The following is a 19860-nucleotide window of genomic DNA, read 5'->3' on the forward strand; positions in this document are numbered from 1 at the left end:
TTTGCAGGCAATAATTTTATATTAAAAATAAAAATGAAAAAAGGATTACTATTTGCTGCAGTTGGTGTAATGGCATTGGCTGCTTGCCAGGAGAAAGGTGGTTATACTATCAATGGTACCATAGACGGTGCAAAGGATGGTGACTATGTTTACATGCGTTATTATGATGGAAGAGAAGCCTTCACTTTGGATTCTGCCATAGTCAAGAACGGTAAGTTTGAATTCAAGGGAATGCCTGATTCAGTATTTGCACCTAAGTTTATAATATATGGTGATGAAACTCAGGACATCAATGCAACAGTATTTATTGAGGAGGGTAATATCAAGGTTGATATGGCTAAAGGTAATTCAAAAGTTTCAGGAACTTCATCAAATGATGTTTTTGCTAGCTTGATAGAAAAGTATTCTGGTTATGAAAATCAGATGAATGCAATCGCTACTACTCTTCGTAAAGATACTACTCTAGCAGAAGCACAGATTGATTCGTTGATTAAGGCATACGATAAAATATCCGAAGAATATATGGATTGTGTTTATGCACAGACAGAAGCAAATATCAATAATGTTGTAGGTGCTTATATGTTGCAGTCTAACGGTTTCTCTTTCGAAGTGGAAAAGACAAAAGCTTTGTTGGATAAACTGCCTCAGAAATTCATGTCATCTTCTTCTATGTCTCGTTTAAAAGAATATATTGATGTAGCAATGAATACTGTTGTCGGAAAGAAATACATTGATTTCTCTATGAATACTCCTGAAGGAGAGACTGTAAAACTTTCTGACTTTGTGAGCAAGAACAAATATACACTTATAGACTTCTGGGCTAGCTGGTGCGGACCTTGCCGTCAGGAAATGCCTAACGTTGTTGCTGCTTATAAAGAGTTCAAGTCTAAAGGTTTCGGTATCGTAGGTGTATCTCTTGATAAGGATGCCGACAAATGGAAACAGGCTATCAAGGATCTGAATATCACATGGCCACAGATGTCAGACCTTAAGGCTTGGCAGTGTGAAGGTGCTGCATTATATGGTGTACGTGCTATCCCGGCAACAGTTCTTGTTGATCAGGAAGGAAACATCATAGCAAGAGATTTACGTGGCGAAGACATTGCTGCAAAACTCGGTGAACTTTTGAAATAATTCATTCTTATATAAAAAAACGAAGAGGCTGTTGTCAGTCTCTTCGTTTTTTTATGCTATTTTGTGTCAGCTGCTGCAGGCATCATATCACCTTTTATAATCAGACGTGTGATTTCAGATTTTCCGTTTGTGCGTAGTGTAATGGTTTTCTGAAATCTGCCGGGAAATTTTCCCGCACCGTTGTAAGTCACTGTGATTTCACCGCTTTCACCCGGTTTGATAGGTTCCTTTGGATACTGTGGCACCGTGCATCCGCATGTCGCTATAGCCTGATGAATGACCAGAGGACCGTCGCCTACATTAGTGAATTTGAAAGTACATGTCACTTTAGGACTGTTTTCCGAGAAACTGCCAAAATCGTGTGTCGTTGTCTCAAACTTTATTTCTGCTGTACCGGCAGCCATTACCATGATTATGCCCATGAAGAACATAACTGTGGTAAGAATAAACTTCTTCATACTTGTTCTACTTTTATAATTCTTGTTGCGAATTTAGTTTATAATCTAATTTATAAATGCTTTTAATCACCAAAATTAACAGAATATTGCTGTAACAGGTTGATTTTAACCTCGGTTCACCTGTTTTACACCTTTTACTGTCCTTAGTTTTTTTATCAGTGCTTCCAGTTTTGATGTATCGTCCACCATTACCGTAAGCATTCCCGAGAACAATCCGTCGTGCGAATCTACACTGATTGATCTTAAAAGTATATCATTCTCCTTATTGATGATAGACGTGATGTTTGTAACAATACCTATGTCGTCATGTCCTACTATACGCAGCGTAATAGGATATTGTTTGCCCTGACTCTTGCCTGCCCATCTGGCGCGTACTATACGGTACGGAAATCTGGCCTTCATCTCTGGAGCATTAGGACAGTCGCAGCGGTGTATCTTTATACCTCCTGAGATAGTGACAAATCCGAACACATCGTCTCCATAGATAGGATTACAGCATTTAGCCAGATTAAAATCAATACCTTTCAGGTTCTGGTCTATCACCAGCACGTCGTCTTTGAAGTAGTCTTTGGCTTCTGCGTTCTGTTGCAGATTATATGCCTCGGCACTTCTGTATATCACTTCTTCGCGTTGTTCCGTCTCACGCTTTTGCATCTCCACGTATTTGTCGATAATCGTATTTATATCGCTGCTCTCGTCGGATATGCTCTTGTAGAAATCGGTTACGCTCTTGAAGCCCATTTTTTTGATAAGTCGCATCAGTATGGACTCGTCGTATTCAATTTTCTTGTTTTTGAATTTGCGTTCAAGCGTTTCCTTGGCAAACTGTGTTTGTCGTGCCGCTATTTCTTTTAGTGCCTGTCGTATTTTTGTCCTGGCTTTCGATGTAGTTACAAAGTTCAGCCAGTCTTGCTTCGGCACCTGAGTGTTGGAGGTCATGATTTCCACCTGATCTCCACTATTCAGAATCTGTTTCAGCTGGACATTCTTTCCGTTCACCCTTGCACCTATACACTTGCTTCCCAGGTTCGTGTGAATGGTAAAGGCAAAGTCCAGGACCGTTGCTCCTTGAGGAAGTTTGTAGAGGTCACCTTTTGGTGTAAAAACAAACACTTCATCCTTATAAAGGTCGAGCTTGAACTGATCCATGGCCTCGATATCGCTGTCGGCATTTTCCAGTGTCTCGCGTATGGAGTTAAGCCATTCGTCAAGCCCTGTCTCACCTTTGATGCCTTTGTATCTCCAGTGTGCAGCCAGACCTTTCTCGGCTATTTCATCCATCCTTTCAGTACGTATCTGTACTTCCACCCATTTGCCTTCAGGGCCCATCACTGTGATGTGAAGCGATTCGTATCCGTTGCTTTTAGGCACCGACAGCCAGTCGCGCAGACGTTTCGGGTTAGGCAGATACATGTCGGTAACAATCGAATATGCCTGCCAGCATTCCTGTTTTTCTTTTTCCAGTTCAGAGTCCAGGATTATTCTTATTGCAAACAGGTCGTAAACACCTTCGAAAGGGCAACCCTGTTTTTTCATCTTCTGATATATCGAGTGTATTGACTTTGTTCTTCCTTTCATGTGGAATTTCAGTCCTGCATCCTCCAGCTTCTTCTTGATAGGCTCGATAAAGGCGTCAATATATCTGTCGCGCGCTTGTTTTGTGGCGTTCAGCTTTTCTTTTATATGATAATAAATGTCATGCTGCGTATATTTCAGTGACAAGTCCTCCAACTCGGATTTTAACTTGTACAATCCTAGCTTGTGTGCTAAAGGAGCATACAGATATGCCGCTTCATTCGAAACCATGATTCTGGCTTCATCGTTTTCTGAGTCCTTAATCTGTCGCATCAGGTTTACCCTGTCTGCAATGATTATAAGAATAACCCTCATGTCTTCTGCGAATGAGAGCAGAAGATTTCTGAAGTTTTCCGATTCTATAGTCGGACTTTTTGCATAAAGTTCATTGATTTTTACAAGACCTTTGATTATTCCGGCTACATCTTCCCCATATTCGTTTTTTATTTCATCAAGAGTGCAAAGATTGTATTTCACAGATTCGTGAAGCATTATACCCAGTATGGAGGCACGGCGCATACCTATCTCTTCAGCTACGATGACGGCTGTCTGCATGTCTTTTATTATCGGATTCATTCCAAATGCATTTCTTGGAATACCTCCGTTCTTCATCACCTTGATAAGATGCGATTTTATCTTTCTGCAATCATCCTTTTGTAGAGTATCTTTTGATAGCCTTAGTAGTTTTTTATATAATGTAAAGAGTAATTCCTTTTCATTACTGTTAAAAAAAGCTGTTTCTTCCATGACTTTATCCTTTTTCTTGTGTGTAAAGGTAGTTTTTTTCTTCATTATATTAGTTATATTTCGTCCTTTTTTATAATTTTGAGCAGATTTCTATACTATTGAACGAATTCATTACTTAATTTATACAATATGTTAACACAAGAAGACAAAGATTTATTGGCTAAGAAAGGCATTTCCGAACAACAGATTGCCGAACAGTTAGCTTGTTTCGAAAAAGGTTTCCCTTTTCTAAAATTATTTGCAGCTGCATCAGTAGAGAACCGCGGTATAATGCTTGCGGGTGAAGAAGCACAGAAAACATATCTTGCAGCCTGGGATGCATATAAGGAAGGCGATAAGAAAATAGTCAAGTTTGTACCTGCGTCTGGTGCTGCCAGCCGTATGTTCAAGAATATGTTCGAATTCCTTGGCGCAGACTATGATGTTCCTACAACCGATTTCGAAAAGAAATTCTTTAACAATATCAAGAATTTTGCTTTTTATGCCGACCTTGATGCTGCTTGCGTAAAGAACAACGGTAAAGGTATTGAGGCTTTGATTTCAGAAGGCAACTATAAAGCTGTTGTTGCAAATCTTCTGGAATCTGCCGGCTTGAACTACGGAGCATTGCCAAAAGGTCTGCTTAAATTCCATAAATATGAAGACGGCGTTCGTACTCCGCTTGAAGAGCATCTTGTAGAAGGAGCTTTGTATGCTGCCGGAAAGAGTGGTGAAGTGAATGTACATTTCACTGTATCTACAGAACATCGCGAACTGTTTGCAAAACTTGTAGATGAAAAGGTCGCTCAGTACGCTGCTAAATATGGTGTAAAATACAACATCAGTTTCTCTGAACAGAAACCAAGCACAGATACAGTTGCTGTAGATATGGAGAACAAGCCATTCCGCGACAACGGCAAACTTTTGTTCCGTCCGGGCGGTCACGGCGCATTGATAGAAAACCTGAATGACCTTGATGCAGATATAGTATTTATCAAGAATATAGATAATGTTGTTCCTGACAGACTGAAGGGTGATACAGTAACTTATAAGAAGTTGCTTGCCGGAGTTCTTGTAACACTTCAGAAACAGGCTTTCGAATATCTTCAGCTACTTGACAGCGGTCATTATCGTCATGATGAATTGGAAAATATCATCCGTTTCGTTCAGCAGCAGCTCCATTGCCGCAAGGATGATATAAAGGATATGGAAGATGCCGACCTGGTAATTTACCTGCGTAAGAAACTTAACCGTCCTATGCGTGTTTGCGGTATGGTTAAGAATGTGGGCGAACCTGGTGGTGGTCCGTTCCTTGCTTATAATCCTGACGGAACAGTTTCATTGCAGATTTTGGAAAGTTCACAGATTGACATGAACGATCCTGAAAAGAAAGCAATGTTCGAAAAGGGTACACACTTCAATCCGGTTGACCTAGTTTGTGCCGTTCGCGACTATAAGGGCAACAAGTTCAATCTTGTGAATTATGTTGACAAGGCTACAGGATTTATTTCATATAAATCAAAAGGCGGCAAGGAACTTAAGGCACTTGAACTTCCGGGATTGTGGAATGGCTCAATGAGTGACTGGAACACTATCTTCGTTGAAGTTCCTTTGAGCACATTCAATCCGGTTAAGACTGTAAATGACTTGCTGAGAGAACAGCACCAGTAATTTTGAGGAATTATAATAAATAAAATATGCATGCAGAGTGGCTTTTCCCACTGTCTGCATGCATATTTTTTATTCCACATCAATCGCCATTATATAATCATTCATATAGTAACCTCCTCCAATGTCGAAATCACCCTCCGAAACTTTTTTCATTCCCATATGAAGATAAAATCCCAGAGCCGGATTGTGGCGGTTCACGTTCAGTTCCATTCTGCATGGTTTTCTGTTTATTTCTTTTACTGCTTCCTTGGCTTTGCAGAACAGTTGTTTTCCTATATGCTCTTTTTGAAATTCAGGCAAGACATAGATTTTCTGCAGATGAAACAGGTCTTCGCCTTCCTTCTGTATTGACACATATCCGGCAGGCCTGTTGTCCGAGTATGCCAGATAGTAGATATGTCCTTCTTCCGTCATCTGTTTTAAAAGATTTTCAGGCGAATACATCCAGTCCATCATGTAGTCAATCTGTTCTTTTGTCAGGATATCCTTGTAAGTTGCGGGAAATGCTATCCATGCCAACTCGTTTATCAGCTTGATATCCTCTGTAGTAGCTTTTCTAATGTCAGTCATATATTCTTGTTTTTAGTTGTACTCTCGCAAAAATACGTTTTTATCGGGCTGATTGTAACCGGACTTTAGTTAATTGTATTAAAAATAGTAAAATATCAAGTACTTTGTAATGCAAGGTAATCTAATTATACATATATTTGTGCCATACAAACAAAGTAATAATAAAATCATGAATGTAGATAATGTAAAATCCCAGATGCGAAAGGGTATGCTTGAGTACTGCATTCTCCTGTTGTTGCACAGAGAACCGTCTTATGCATCGGATATAATCCAAAAACTGAAAGATGCAAAGCTTATAGTAGTTGAGGGTACGCTTTATCCCTTACTTACCAGACTGAAGAATGATGGTCTCCTTTCGTATGAGTGGGTTGAGTCAACTCAAGGACCACCACGTAAATACTACAAACTGACCTCTGATGGAGAAGGGGTATTGTCCGAACTGGAAACAGCGTGGGACGAGCTCTCCAATACGGTAAATCATTTAAGGAACGAACTTTTAACAATTGAATCAAAATGAAAAAGACATTGACTGTTAATTTAGGCGGCACTGTTTATCACATAGATGAAGATGCATACGTATTGTTGGATAACTATCTGAACAATCTGAAATATCATTTCCGCACTGAGCCCGATGCCGATGAAATAGTCAGGGATATGGAGAACCGTATAGCGGAACTGTTTTCGGAATATATCTCTCATGGCCAGCAGGTCATCACTATAGAAAATGTGGAAGAAGTAATAGCGCGCATGGGTAAGCCTGAGGAAATCAATTCTGAAAGCGACTCAAGCACTAATGTCGATGATTCGTACAGAGCATCGGATAACGGCGAGTCGCCTAAACGTCGTCTGTTCAGAAATCCTGACGACAAGATTCTTGGCGGTGTGGTATCTGGGCTTGCCGCATATTTCGGATGGGATGTGGCATGGACACGTATCGCTGTACTGGTTTGCGGCATATTCCTGCATGGGTTTATATTGGCATATATCATAGCATGGATTATAATACCAGTGGCACATACCGCTACAGAGAAACTACAGATGAAAGGCGAGCCGGTGAATATGGAGAATATAGGGAAAACAGTGACAGACGGTTTTGAAAAGATGAATGATTATGTCCATTCCGAGAAGCCACGTACATTTATTGAAAAATTGGGAAATATATTTTTCTCGGTATTAGGCTTCATCGTAAAGTTGGTATTTGTCATATTGGCTATATGCTGTGCTCCTGTAGTGATAGTAGTCTTAATAGTGCTTTTTGCATTGCTTATGGCTGCTACCGGAGTGTTGGTCAGTGTTCCGGCATTTTTCTATGAGGCATTACCTTACATCAACTGGGATATGGTTGGAACATCTGCCGGTGTGGCTGTCACTATGGTTGTTTGCGGATTGTTGCTGATAGGAATACCGGTAGTTGGTCTTATCCATCTTATACTTCACATTACAGGTAAGAAAGAGCCTATGTCCACTTCCATGAAAGTCGTTATGATCTTGTTGTGGATAGTTGCAGCTTCTGTAAGTATAGTGTTGGTTTCACAGGCGCCGTTCATAATTCACCCGACTCATTTTCTGTTCCACAGAATATTGTAATTCATAAGTATAATATTTTCGGAAAAATGTTATCTTTGCAGACATAATGTTATCTTTGTAGATATATAGACAAAAACTCTTATAATTATGACTAAAAAAATACTTTTGCTTGGCTCCGGAGAATTGGGAAAGGAGTTTGTAATTGCCGCCAAGAGATTGGGACAGTATGTGATTGCATGTGATTCTTATGCCGGTGCACCCGCAATGCAGGTTGCCGACGCGTGTGAGGTGTTCAGTATGCTTGATGGCGATGCGCTTGACAAGGTTGTAGCAAAATATCGCCCTGACATTATTGTACCTGAAATTGAGGCTATTCGTACAGAACGTCTTTTCCATCTGGAGAAAGAAGGTATTCAGGTTGTTCCAAGTGCAAGAGCCGTGAACTTTACTATGAATCGTAAGGAGATACGTGACCTTGCTGCAAAAGAACTTGGACTTAAGACTGCCAAATATTTCTATGCCAAATCATACGAAGAACTTAAAGAGGCTGCCGAGAAGATAGGTTATCCTTGTGTTATCAAACCATTGATGTCTTCTTCAGGAAAAGGACAGTCTGTAGCCAAAGGTCCTGAGGATCTTCAGTATTCATGGGATTATGGATGCAGCGGAAGCCGTGGCGACATCAAGGAACTCATTGTAGAAGAGTTCATCAAGTTCGACAGCGAGATTACACTTCTTACAGTTACTCAGAAGAACGGTCCTACATTGTTCTGCCCTCCTATAGGCCATGTACAGAAGGGAGGCGACTATCGCGAAAGCTTCCAGCCTGCACGTATCGCTCCAGAACATTTGGCTGAGGCACAGCATATGGCTGCAAAAGTAACTGAAGCCCTTACCGGTTACGGACTTTGGGGAGTGGAATTCTTCTTGAGCCATGACAATGGTGTTTATTTCTCAGAACTTTCACCACGTCCTCATGACACAGGTATGGTGACATTGGCAAATACACAGAACCTCAACGAATTCGAACTTCATCTGTATGCTATTCTTGGATTGCCTATACCGGGAATTACTCAGGAACACATAGGTGCAAGTGCGGTAATTCTTTCACCGATAGCAAGCAAGGACGCTCCTCGCTATAAGGGTATAGAGAATGTATGTTCCCAGCCTGACACATACTTGCGTATATTCGGCAAGCCATATACAAAACTTAACCGTCGTATGGGCGTAGTAGTTTGCTATGACAAGGTAGGAGGTGACCTTGATGCACTGCGTGACAAATGTAAGTCGCTTGCAGCAAAGGTAGAAGTATATTGATACGTCTAAACTGAAAATAATCGGAAATTAATGCGCGCTTAACGCAGAATGAATGTTAGATAAACGCCCGCTGAACACTGGATGAACTCGGTGTACGGCGGGCGTTTCTGTTTTTTATTAAAGTCTTGATATAAGTCCTAAGGTATGGTCAATATGATTGGTTAGTATAATCATATTTAATAGGTATATAATTTGTCTGGTTCTTGGTTGGATAATTTCTATGTACATAAAGATATTATATTCCTATATTATTTATCAAAATGATAATTAATTTGTACTTTTCCTGTCTTGTGTATTTCCCTGTTTGGCTTAAATAAAATGAAATGTTAAATTAATTATGGTGTTTACTTGAAAATATAATAAGTAAAAACTGTATGATAGTTAAATATGGCGATACGTTATGAGTCAAATGCCATAAAACGGACTGTTATTTCATCAAAAATGGGCGTGTGTTTTCACTAAAATGGTGGCACATCCTATCCAAGACATCAGTACATTTTTTTTTGAAGTGGAATTTGGGCGGAATTTAAGCTGAAATTCACTGTTTTTTCGTTCTATATTCTATCTTTATTTAAACAAAAATTTTTTGTGATTATGATATTTTGGATGCGAATATGCTGATAATTTGATGTTTTTATCCTATAAATTAGATTATAAATTCTTTATTAATATGAATATATCTATCATTATGTATTTGCTTGTACCCCTGAAAATTCGATTTTAGGAAACAGAATAGACATTCCACTGAATTTCCTGATTTAAGAGAGGTTGAAATATCATTTTGACAAAAAGTAATTTTCAGTTATCGTTCATCACCCGTTCACTCACGCATAACTGTGCATACCTCCAAGTATAAAGTTTACCCCGAAATAAGTGATCAGCACCGAGATAAAAGCCAGTATGCAGAAACGGTGGAAGAACATCGGACTTCTGAAAGAACGGATAGACTCGGTATGCAGTGCTGCCGAGTAAATCAGCATGGTGATGAGTGCCCATACCTCTTTCGGGTCCCATCCCCAATATCTTCCCCACGACACGTTTGCCCATATCGCTCCGATAAATATTCCGAACACCAGCAGGAATACGGCTGGATAAAGGATTATACGGCTGCTATTTTCCAGACTGCAAATCTCATTGTCTCTTTTCCCGCTCCTGTGAAGAATTTCGGCAGATATTCCGTTCAGCATCATGATGGCAAACAGGGAGTAAGAAATCATGATGGACATAACATGTATGCTCAGAAGCGGAGATGACAGAACCGGCATAAGCGGTGTTATGGCAGGATTGCTGTCGCCCATCATTGCCACCAGCAGAGCGAGTCCGGAAATTATATATCCTACCGATACGGAATTATTCATATGCCTGTAGAAAATAATGCTGAACAGTATTGATACGACAGACATAATCAGCATAGTCTCAAAACCGTTCGAAACAGGTATGTGGCCGCTTATAATCCATCTCAGCGCAATAATCCCAGACACGTAGCCCAGGGTAGGGAACAGCAGTATAAACAGACAGAGGTTCGTTCCGTTCTTTCTCTTTCCCTTTACTACATTATAAATCTGGAATATGTAGCCGAATATGCCTATTGTAAGGCAGAACATGGCGAGCAGTTTCAGATTGGCAAATGAATTGTATATCCTCTCTGCCTTGAATTCAGTATCCGATGGCAGTGAGTTCCCGGCTTCCTTTTTCTGAAATCCTATGATTTTGTCTGTCAGTTTTTCTGCTCCGCCAAAATCTTTCATTGCCACTTTCTCTGCAATATAGTTCATGCTGTATCTTATGAACAGCCATTTGTCGCGTTCAATGTCCGATGGCAGATTGTCAGGAATGGAGTACCATGTATATGTACCTTTCTCATTGTCGAATACCGGGTATATCTTCAGAAGATTTCCCGTACATAAAGAGCTTATCAGACTGAATTTCTCCGCTGCCTCTTCCAGTTCGCGGATGCGCTTTATGTCTTTTTCTGTTTTCAGCTGATTGTCTATCTTAAATCCGTTTCTTCCTATAAAGTCGGTCAGTCTGGCATACCTTCCTTCTATGCCCAGTACTTTCTGAACATATTTGCTTTTTATGCGGATAAACGGCTCTTCTTTCCAGTAGTCGTAATAGGAGAAACATCCTGTCAGTACCTGTTCAGCCGACAGTCCTTTATAACTTTTTCCTCCGTATATCTTTTTTGTGAAATCAATGGCAAGGGTTTGCAGTGGAGCAATTCGTCCGTTATGGTTTACGCGTATGTTTCCGAAGACTTCAGCTGTACCTGCAGGGAGAGTAGGTGGCAGTTTGTTTTCGGCAAACGATGACGCAAATGGTATTGACAGTAATATGCATGCTGCAGATATCCTCTTCTTAAAAGCGGATTTCTTTTCAAAGAAGAACAGTATCATTGAAAGAAAGAGTAGTATATATCCAGTGTAAGTGACGGCAATGCCAATCGGGTCGTGGCTTACGTATAGTGTGCTTCCCTTTCCGTCGGCATCATATCCCGACTGGTAGAAACGGTAACCTCTGTGTTTGAATATACGGTTCATCGAGACTGTTCCTTCCGTATCCGAACCGTCGTGTATTGATATTGTGCTTACATAATCCATGGGTGTGTTTGTGCCGGAGTAATATTCTGTCCGGAATTCCTTTAGCGAAATGCTGAAGGGAAGTTTGTGTTCCGTTTCGTCTGTCGTCTTGAAACTCTGCTTGGGATTTTCGTCCATTCTGAGATGTATGCTACCTTGCAGTCCTGAGGTATGGGTTATGAATGCACCTGCCAGTATAACGATGAAGGAGGCATGCATACAGAAAGTGATTATCCGTTTATACAGTTTCCGTTTTATAATATAGACTATGCCGGAAATGGCGGCTACAAACCATAATGCAATGAAAATAGGGTTAGAATAGAAATGTTGGCTGACAAATGGTGTGCCGTATGTTTTTTCTGCTATTGTGGCTGACACCATGATTATTATCAGCAGCGAAATAGTTATGATAGTAGTCTGTTTGGATATTTTCAGCAACTTGTTGGTCATATATAGCGAATGTCTGTTTGAAAGACTGTCCTCCGATGTGCAGATGGGAGGACAGTCTTGTATATTTATATCTTATATCGAATCGATAAACTTTACTATTGCATCTCTGTCTTCTTTTGACAATTCCCTGAATTTCTGTACGGTATAGTATGCGTCACTCTTCTCGTTTCCATGCCACATGATGGCTTCTATTACGTTTCGTGCACGGTTGTCATGAAGTCTGTCGGCCGTAGGCGAGCCTGTACATCTCTGGTGCAATCCTCTTCCCCAAAGCGGAGTTGTCCTGCACCATCCTGTGCGTATGTCGTTCACCATGTATAGCTTGTGCTGAATCATGTCCGAGTAAGGCCATATCTTCTGGTTAGGATATTTAGGAAGGCGGTTGTCGCCTTTGCTGAAAACGCCGTTAGGGTCGTAGAAATTGTCGTCGCCAGTAGTCCATGACGGTTTGTGGCAGTATGTGCAGCCTATCTGTTCGAAGAGTTCTTTACCCTTCAGTACATCCGGGTCGTCAACATTTCTTGCTGCCGGCACTGCAAGACCTCTGTGCCATACCATGAAGTCCACATAGTCATCATCGCTCATTTCCACGTCAAGTTCTTTCGAGGTGAGATAAGCAAGTATGGCTGCTTCTATATCTTCCGGATTTTCGCTTGCCGGATGCCATGTAGGGTGATTCTTTTCAGGGTCAGCCTGCTCGATATAATCCTTGTATCCGGCCTGTACTTCAGGGTCTTTTGCAGAATATTTGGCGTATGTTCCTGCTGCGTCAAGGTAGTGGTATCTTCTGTTTGTTCTTGTCACGTTTGTGATATTCCACAGGGCGTTTGTTCCTGCTGCGTCCTGCAGAGGTCCGCGGCTAAGTGCATATGTGAACTTGAACGGATGCTCTTCTTTTACTGTTCCGGGTATAACATCTGTTGGCTTTGAGTTGCTGTACTGTTTCACCCATTCGCCGTTTTTGAAGAATGCCGGATTTATACCGTTGGGCAATATTCCATCGGCTTCCTGTTTGGCATATTCGGCTTTCAGATCTTCGTCCGAAATGGCATCAAGAAGTCCTGTACCGTAGATACCGATAGTTGATTCCAATCTTACGGCATAGTCTTCCGGCAAAGTATATCCCTGATTGTAGACATATATAGCTTCTTTAGGGATAGTAACTTCAGGATATTGCAGTTCGTATTTCTCGCCGTCCGGAAATGTATTGTTCCATTCGTCCGTGTGGTTTTTCCATTCCACTTTTATCTTGCTTTCGTCCAGTGGAGCCTTGAACGGTTCCACGGCATGTGTCTGCGGCATACCGGCAAGCCAGCTTACGTAAGCGTCTGTCTGAGGATTATAAACTACAAGCAGACATCCGTTTCCTATGCTGTTTGTTTCGAATGTTCCGGCAGAAAGTCTCTTTCCGTGTCCGTAACCGGGATGACAGTGTATGCACGATGTACGTATATACACAGGGCCTAGTCCGCTTCTCACTCCGTTGTGATTACTCATGAAAGGTTTTTCAAACAGTGCCTCTCCGTTCTTGAACTGGCTGTCCATGCCATTCAGTTCTACGGCAGGAGTAGGCTGTTCTAGGGCATTCGAGGTGGCTAGAAAAGCTGTGCCTAATTCACCGCCTGTGTAGTACCATTCAGGAAGCTCACCTGGCTGGTTGCCGTTATCCGGTGTGTCGCCGGTATTGTCCTGGCATGCAGTCAGTCCGGCAAATAACGCTGTACTTGCAAGTAAATAAAATTTCTTCATAAGTTAGTTATTTTACATTTAAAGGATGTTTAATACATGTCTATGTTTTGTTAAACAGTGAAAGGTGTATAACACTATGGTTACACACTTTACACTGTAACTGTAAATATTTATTATTAATTTTCATTCAATACGTTTGCTGCTTCACTAAGTGTATTTGATACTTTAGCCACTGCTGCTATGGCATCTTTGGTAGTCTGGCTTGTAGCATTCTTTGCGAATGGTTCAGGAATTTTCTCTATAGATGTTATTGCGGCTGCTATAGCGTCTTTTACAGCTTTATCTTTTTCGGCATTTACCGATGCGATGAAGTCGCTCACGGACTTGTCTCCGTCGTTGCTGCCTTCGTATGCATTTTTGATGCTTCGGATATTATCCGCAAAGTCAACAATAGAGTTGAGACTGTATGGCGATTCGATATAGTTCTTATCCTCTTCGCTACTTCCGTTGGCAGGACGTCCCATTTTCTGTTCAGCCACTTCGTCGGCAATGTCGATGCAGCCTTGAAGGATTTCCTGAGCGGCATCAGTGTAATTGACGTATTTGCTACCGCCTTGACCTGCATTTAGCATGCTTTCTCCGTAATTGAATGTCGGTTCAAGTTCGTTGTCGGTAAGTATTGTCTGTTTTTCGGATGATACATTGTCCATGCCTGCCCATGAAGCTTCGAGGCGTACACACTGGAAGCACAGGTCTTCAGCCACAGCTGCCATGTAAATCATCTGGTTTTTGTTTAGTGAATTTACGTCTCTTGCCGATGACTTGTCGCCTGATGCGTTGAGCTGGAAGAGCATATACTCAATGGCATGGAAACCAAGCAGACCGTATCCCAGGTTTGCACTCACGTATGCTCCACCGCCTTCACCGATGGCATTCATCATGCCCTGGTTGTTAAGCAGCTGTTCTAGTGCCACCTTGTCAAGAGGCCATGAGTCGATATGCGGGTCGATGTTATAATCGGCTGCTGCACCGAAAAGGAATGCTTCGCTCAGCTCCCAGTATTTTCTTGATTCCTTCCAGTAGTTACCGGCTTCTGTAATCTTTTCCTGGGCACCGCTCTTGTCGCCGTCGAATTTGTCTTTCGCTTCATTGCAGGCATTCATCAGTTTGATGGCCGCATCAGCCATACTCTTGTAGGTGGTGATTACGGTGTTGTTCACGTAGGGAGTAACAGCATCTTTCAGTGTCTGCTCCTTTGCAGACAATTCGCCTGGGTTTTCACCATTGTTTTCATCGCACGATGTCATTGATGTTGCCATGATAGCACTCATTGCTATAAAGGCAGAAGTTTTTAGAATACTTTTCATTTTAGTTGTTGAATTAAAGTTATACATATTTGTTATTGATTATCTTGTGAAGAATCCTGCGTAGGCTATACCGAGCGATATGGCAGGTTCGTTATTGTAAATATCTTTCAGAAGTCCTATGGAATATTCCCCCTTGATGACAATCTGTTTCATAGGGAAATAGTTGATACCTGCTGCTATGCGGTTTCTTCCGCAGTATTCGTATTTCAGTCCGCTGGTTTTGTGCATTGAGTCATAGTAATCGTATCTTCCGAAGATGTAGAATTTCTGGTCCTTTGCCCTTGTCTTTTCGAACTGAGAGAACAGGTCGTATCCGGCTTCTATACCTGCAGCAATGGCATCAGATGCTACTGCCTGTTTGGGAGAAGGGGAGTTGCTGCTCATTCCCATATTGTATTCGCTTATCAGCTGAGCGTCGGACAGATGACCATAGTCGAAGTTGCCTCTGACTATCCAGTTGTGGTCATTATATCCGAAATCGAATGCCCCTATAGCCACTGTACCTTTCACGTTCTTGAACTTCTCCTTTTTGCTTCTGCTCAGAGTGTTGCTGAACGAGTTGCCTATATATCCGCTCACTGAAAGTCGCAGTCCTTTTATCGAGTAATTATCCACTCTGAAAGCTCCTGCCATTGCATTTGCAATCTTGAATTCGTATGGACTTCCGGCTCCACCCTGAATCCAGTTCATACGGTTGAAACGGTCGGAATCAAGTCCGGGCAGTAACATGGCCTCGTATCTCCATTTTCCTGCCTGTCCCCAAAGACTGATTCCTGTTTCGTGCCATGTACAAGGCATGATGGTGTTTTCACCCTTCGGACGATAGACCCCGAAGAATTCTGTTGGCATATGATGCTGGTTTGTCCCTCCCACAGGTACTATGATATGTCCCATCTTGATATTGAACTCCTTGCAGAAAGATTTCTGAATCCAGAACTGTTCGAGTGCCACCTCGCCTCCGCGTTCTATTTCGCTCTCGTATTCGCCGGCTTCTTCCTCTTCTATTTCTACGGCGCTTTCAGTTCCTCCGTGCTCGAACTCGATTTCACTACCCAACGACCATCCTTTGCCAAAGTCATATCCCACATAGAAAACAACATGTGGAAGGTCAAATCTGCCGTGACTTTCTCCGGTATAGTTTTTCGCATCGGTGTATCTGAGATAGTTGTCACTGAAGAAGTTTCTGCTGTAGGCAGCCTCGCCATATCCTCCGAAGGTAAGTCTGCTTTCTTTCTTTTCTTCTTTCTTGTTTTCAGCACTGTTGTCGGCAAATGCGGCATTGAGTGTAAGGGCCGAGAACACGGCCGTAAATAAGATTTTTCCAGTTGCCATGATTTTATGTCTGTTTTATAGTTTTTAAGTCATGGCAAAGGTATCCGCTTTTTAAAGTGGCGTCAATACCTATAAATTGGTAAAATTATACTTAAAAATACCTATAAGTAGGTATATGAGGCAATCAAATTGGAGATATTTTTGTTATTTATGCAATAAATACTTAAATTCGTATTGATAATAAAAACAAAAATTTTGTTATGAGAAACTTTAATTACTATGCATTGAGCAGTATATGTGCTCTTATAATAGGCATTCTGTTGGTGGTATGGCCAGGCGAAGCTGTACGCTATCTTGTGATAACAATTGGAGTTCTGTTCCTGCTACCAGGACTTATAGGTGTGTTTGGATATTTTGCAACTGCAAAGCGTAGGGAAGAGGCAGGAATAAAATCTGTATTTCCTGTTGCTGCAGTGGGTAGTGCTTTGCTGGGATTCTGGCTTATGATTATGCCTGACTTTTTCATTACCACACTGATGTATGTACTTGGAGTGTTGTTGGTGTTGGCAGGACTTTCGCAGTTGTTTAATTTCATCTCGGTGCGCAGTATCACCAGAGTGCCGTTCCTGATGTATGTTATTCCTGTGTTGGTGTTATTGGCAGGTATAGTGGTCTTGGCAAATCCGTTCCAGGCAGCGACACTTCCTTTTACGATACTTGGTGTTTCCGCCATAGTCTATTCATTGACTGACCTGATAAGGCTGATCCGCTTCAAGAAAAAAGTAATGAAAGAAGAGGAAAACATAGTCGATATAACTCCGATAGAAGAGATTAAGGATAAATGAAAAAAAGGAAATGCAATGTTGATGAGACATAGCATTTCCTTTTTTTTATAATTCAGTGTTTCTGTATTGCTTAGGCGACATGCCTGTATATCTTTTGAAATATTTTCCGAAGAAAGAGATGTCAGGGAAGTTCAGTGAGTAGGCTATTTCCTGAATCGTCATTTCCGTTGATTTCAGTTTTGCTTTCGCATCATTTATAATGAATGAAGATATGATGTCTGTCAGGGTCTTTCCCGTAATCTTCTTTATTGTAGTACTGAGGTGCTGAGGCGACAGATGCATCTTGTCAGCATAAAAACTTACGTTTCTTTCCGTATGATAGTTCATTACCACAGTTCTGACAAGTTCTTTCACTATTTCCTGGTTTCTGTTATATTGCTGGTTTACACTCTTTCCGTTCTTTATAAGATTTCCAAGTCCCAAAATCAGCTGTGTGAAAGTCAGTGCTGCCTGCTCCTGTGTGACAATGTTGTTCGAAATGTTTTTTGCCTTGATAATTATCCTTAAGTAGCTATACATAAGGTCAAACGCCTTTTTGTCAAGTTGCAAAACAGGCTTTTCGAATATAAAAGGAGTGTATTCTATCGATTTTGAGAATAATGACGAACTCCTTACAAGTTCGGTAGCAAATCCGGTAAAAATGAATTTACAGTCATCGCTTTGCTCCAATATCTGAAAATAAAGGTCCGGCAGCAAAATAAGCAATGTCCCTTTTTTCATTGTGTATTGTGTGAGATGTACTGTTATTGAACATGTTCCCTGGAAACATAACAGAAACATATATCCCGGAACCTTTGATGGAGTCTTGAACAGATGTTTGATATTTCCCGTAATATCCATTCCTGCCATCAGGTCTATGTTTTGAGGTATATAATCTAGTTTTTCTAAATGTGTCATATTTTATGCTCGTTTCTATATAGAGCAAAATTACTTTATTATATAATAAATCCCAAAAAAAGACCCGTTTTTCTTTATTTCTGCCCTTTTATTTTATTGTAAATGTATTTGATAAAGCAAAAACCCCTGTATTGTAACAATATTTTTGTTGCAATACAGGGGTGGATTTGATATTAAATGACGGGACTTTTTAACGTTTGCCTCCGCCTATGAATTTCCATACCAGTGAGCTGAATGCCGCACCAACCAACGGTGCTACGATGAACAGCCAGAGCTGGCTAAGTGCCTGTCCGCCTTCCATGATAGCCGGACCTATACTTCTTGCCGGATTGACAGATGTTCCCGTAATAGGAATACATACAATGTGTATCAATGCCAGGGTGAGTCCGATTGCCAGGCCTGCCATGTTTCCGGCGCCTTTTTTCTCGTCAGTGGTGCCCAATACCACTAGGACGAATATAAAAGTGAATACCGCTTCGGCGATGAATGCCTGTGCTGTTTCTCCGTTGTCGAAAGTGTTGGCTCCTGTCATTGTAGGTCCTGCGTGTCCGCCGGTTCCAACCAGTATCGACAGTATCATTGCTCCTATGATGGCTCCGATAATCTGGAACACTATGTACATAAAGGCGTCTTTGGTATCAATCCTGCCACTTATCCATGCTCCGAAAGTGATGGCAGGGTTTATGTGGCATCCGGAAATGTTTCCAATACAATATGCCATAGCTACTACTGATAAGCCGAAAGCTAACGCAACTCCGATAGTTCCTGTTCCTGCACCTACGATGTCGGCTGTACCGCCGGCAAATACTGCACTACCGCATCCAAGCAATACAAGGACCATAGTGCCTAATAGTTCTGCAATGTACTTTCTCATAAACATAAGGTTTTATAGGTTTATGTCTATAAATGTACATATTTTTCTTTGAAAATAGAAATTAAAAGCCTGTTTTAACACAAAATCAGGTATTTGCTTTCTTTATATTATATCAGCAACAGACTTACCGCCATTATTGCCATACCGGAGATTACACCGGTAATTCCCCAATGGTGATGTCCGTACTTTTCTGTGCTTGGCAGCAGCTCATCGAATGATATATATACCATGATTCCTGAAACCAGGGCAAGGAGCAGCGCGTTGATTGAAGGAGTCCAGAAGGGGATGAGGAAAAGTATTCCTATCAGTGCACCGATAGGTTCGGCCATTCCCGACAAGAATGAATACCAGAATGCCTTCCTGCGGCTTCCTGTGGAGTGATAGATAGGAACAGACACAGCCACGCCTTCAGGTATATTATGTATGGCTATTGCAAACACAATAGGTATGGCTATTTCAAGGTCGGTAAGTGCCGATGTAAATGTTGCAAGTCCTTCCGGGAAATTATGTATTCCTATGGCAAGTGCCATCATTACTCCCGTCCGCTTCAGTTTCTTGTCATTGCCTTGCGACGAATGTATCTCATGCGGATTCTCATCTTCAGGAACCAGAAAGTCTATAAGTGCTATAAGCCCTATACCTATGAAAAAGGCCAGAAGCATATATACCGAAGCTTCGCGTTCACTGTATATTCCGCTGAGCAGATGCACGGATTCCGGCATAAGCTCCATGAATGATACATAAATCATTACTCCTGCCGACAGTCCCAATGACGCCGACAGAAACCGTGTGTCTGTCTTTTTCGACAGCAATGCTATAAGGCTGCCTATGCCGGTTGACAGTCCGGCTATCAGTGTAAGCCCGAAGGCCAACAGCATGTCGTTGTTGGTTATCATCTTTATTTGGTGT

Annotated in this window: 16 protein-coding genes; 6 read left to right on the forward strand and 10 right to left on the reverse strand. The window is 41.4% G+C overall.

Annotated features, from left to right (window positions below; genetic code table 11):
• Positions 1-33: 33 nt before the first annotated feature.
• Entirely contained in the window at positions 34-1134 is a 1101-nt protein-coding gene (locus NW213_RS04970) for a TlpA disulfide reductase family protein (RefSeq protein ID WP_235339986.1), read from the forward strand.
• A 56-nt stretch (positions 1135-1190) separates the two neighbouring features.
• On the opposite strand, the gene NW213_RS04975 is transcribed toward NW213_RS04970, so the two are convergent.
• On the reverse strand, positions 1191-1592 hold the full coding sequence (locus NW213_RS04975) for a DUF1573 domain-containing protein (protein ID WP_154042927.1): 402 nt from the start codon (positions 1590-1592) through the stop codon (positions 1191-1193).
• 105 nt (positions 1593-1697) lie between these two features.
• Positions 1698-3914, reverse strand: a complete 2217-nt coding sequence (locus NW213_RS04980; protein WP_258322118.1) for a bifunctional (p)ppGpp synthetase/guanosine-3',5'-bis(diphosphate) 3'-pyrophosphohydrolase — start codon at positions 3912-3914, stop codon at positions 1698-1700.
• Between the two features lie 129 nt (positions 3915-4043).
• On the opposite strand from NW213_RS04980, the gene NW213_RS04985 reads away from it, so the two are divergent.
• A complete protein-coding gene (locus NW213_RS04985) occupies positions 4044-5564 on the forward strand; it encodes a DUF4301 family protein (protein ID WP_204391976.1) in 1521 nt (506 codons plus the stop codon).
• 69 nt (positions 5565-5633) lie between these two features.
• Here NW213_RS04985 and NW213_RS04990 read toward each other — a convergent pair whose 3' ends face one another.
• Positions 5634-6134, reverse strand: a complete 501-nt coding sequence (locus NW213_RS04990) for a GNAT family N-acetyltransferase (RefSeq protein WP_154042925.1) — start codon at positions 6132-6134, stop codon at positions 5634-5636.
• A gap of 169 nt (positions 6135-6303) precedes the next feature.
• On the opposite strand from NW213_RS04990, the gene NW213_RS04995 reads away from it, so the two are divergent.
• The 3 genes from NW213_RS04995 to purT all read left to right on the forward strand — a co-directional run bounded on the left by NW213_RS04995 (position 6304) and on the right by purT (position 8978).
• Entirely contained in the window at positions 6304-6651 is a 348-nt protein-coding gene (locus NW213_RS04995) for a PadR family transcriptional regulator (RefSeq protein WP_204392081.1), read from the forward strand.
• Positions 6648-7721, forward strand: coding sequence for a PspC domain-containing protein (locus NW213_RS05000; protein ID WP_258322026.1), 1074 nt, complete (start codon positions 6648-6650; stop codon positions 7719-7721). Before NW213_RS04995 ends, NW213_RS05000 begins: the two co-directional genes overlap by 4 nt.
• Positions 7722-7808: 87 nt before the next feature.
• Positions 7809-8978 (forward strand): formate-dependent phosphoribosylglycinamide formyltransferase, encoded by a 1170-nt coding sequence (purT, locus tag NW213_RS05005; protein ID WP_258322027.1) that lies wholly within the window; start codon positions 7809-7811, stop codon positions 8976-8978.
• A gap of 824 nt (positions 8979-9802) precedes the next feature.
• Here purT and ccsA read toward each other — a convergent pair.
• From ccsA to NW213_RS05025, 4 genes are all read right to left on the reverse strand, one after another.
• Positions 9803-12007, reverse strand: a complete 2205-nt coding sequence (gene ccsA, locus NW213_RS05010) for a cytochrome c biogenesis protein CcsA (RefSeq protein WP_258322028.1) — start codon at positions 12005-12007, stop codon at positions 9803-9805.
• A gap of 72 nt (positions 12008-12079) precedes the next feature.
• Positions 12080-13756: a di-heme oxidoredictase family protein gene (locus tag NW213_RS05015; RefSeq protein ID WP_258322029.1), complete on the reverse strand. Its 1677-nt coding sequence runs from the start codon at positions 13754-13756 to the stop codon at positions 12080-12082.
• 116 nt (positions 13757-13872) lie between these two features.
• Positions 13873-15063, reverse strand: coding sequence for an imelysin family protein (locus tag NW213_RS05020; RefSeq protein WP_204507866.1), 1191 nt, complete (start codon positions 15061-15063; stop codon positions 13873-13875).
• 39 nt (positions 15064-15102) lie between these two features.
• Positions 15103-16395, reverse strand: a complete 1293-nt coding sequence (locus NW213_RS05025) for a hypothetical protein (protein ID WP_258322030.1) — start codon at positions 16393-16395, stop codon at positions 15103-15105.
• A 200-nt stretch (positions 16396-16595) separates the two neighbouring features.
• Here NW213_RS05025 and NW213_RS05030 point away from each other — a divergent pair, with 200 nt between their 5' ends.
• Positions 16596-17180 (forward strand): HdeD family acid-resistance protein, encoded by a 585-nt coding sequence (locus tag NW213_RS05030; protein WP_204391996.1) that lies wholly within the window; start codon positions 16596-16598, stop codon positions 17178-17180.
• A gap of 45 nt (positions 17181-17225) precedes the next feature.
• On the opposite strand, the gene NW213_RS05035 is transcribed toward NW213_RS05030, so the two are convergent.
• The 3 genes from NW213_RS05035 to zupT form a co-directional block, all read right to left on the reverse strand.
• Positions 17226-18077, reverse strand: a complete 852-nt coding sequence (locus NW213_RS05035; protein ID WP_235340057.1) for an AraC family transcriptional regulator — start codon at positions 18075-18077, stop codon at positions 17226-17228.
• 190 nt (positions 18078-18267) lie between these two features.
• Positions 18268-18951: an MIP family channel protein gene (locus NW213_RS05040; RefSeq protein ID WP_204391998.1), complete on the reverse strand. Its 684-nt coding sequence runs from the start codon at positions 18949-18951 to the stop codon at positions 18268-18270.
• Between the two features lie 107 nt (positions 18952-19058).
• Positions 19059-19847: a zinc transporter ZupT gene (gene zupT / locus NW213_RS05045; protein WP_154042915.1), complete on the reverse strand. Its 789-nt coding sequence runs from the start codon at positions 19845-19847 to the stop codon at positions 19059-19061.
• Positions 19848-19860: the final 13 nt, after the last annotated feature.

This window comes from Bacteroides sp. ET336 (assembly GCF_024733815.1).
GTDB lineage: Bacteria > Bacteroidota > Bacteroidia > Bacteroidales > Bacteroidaceae > Phocaeicola > Phocaeicola cellulolyticus.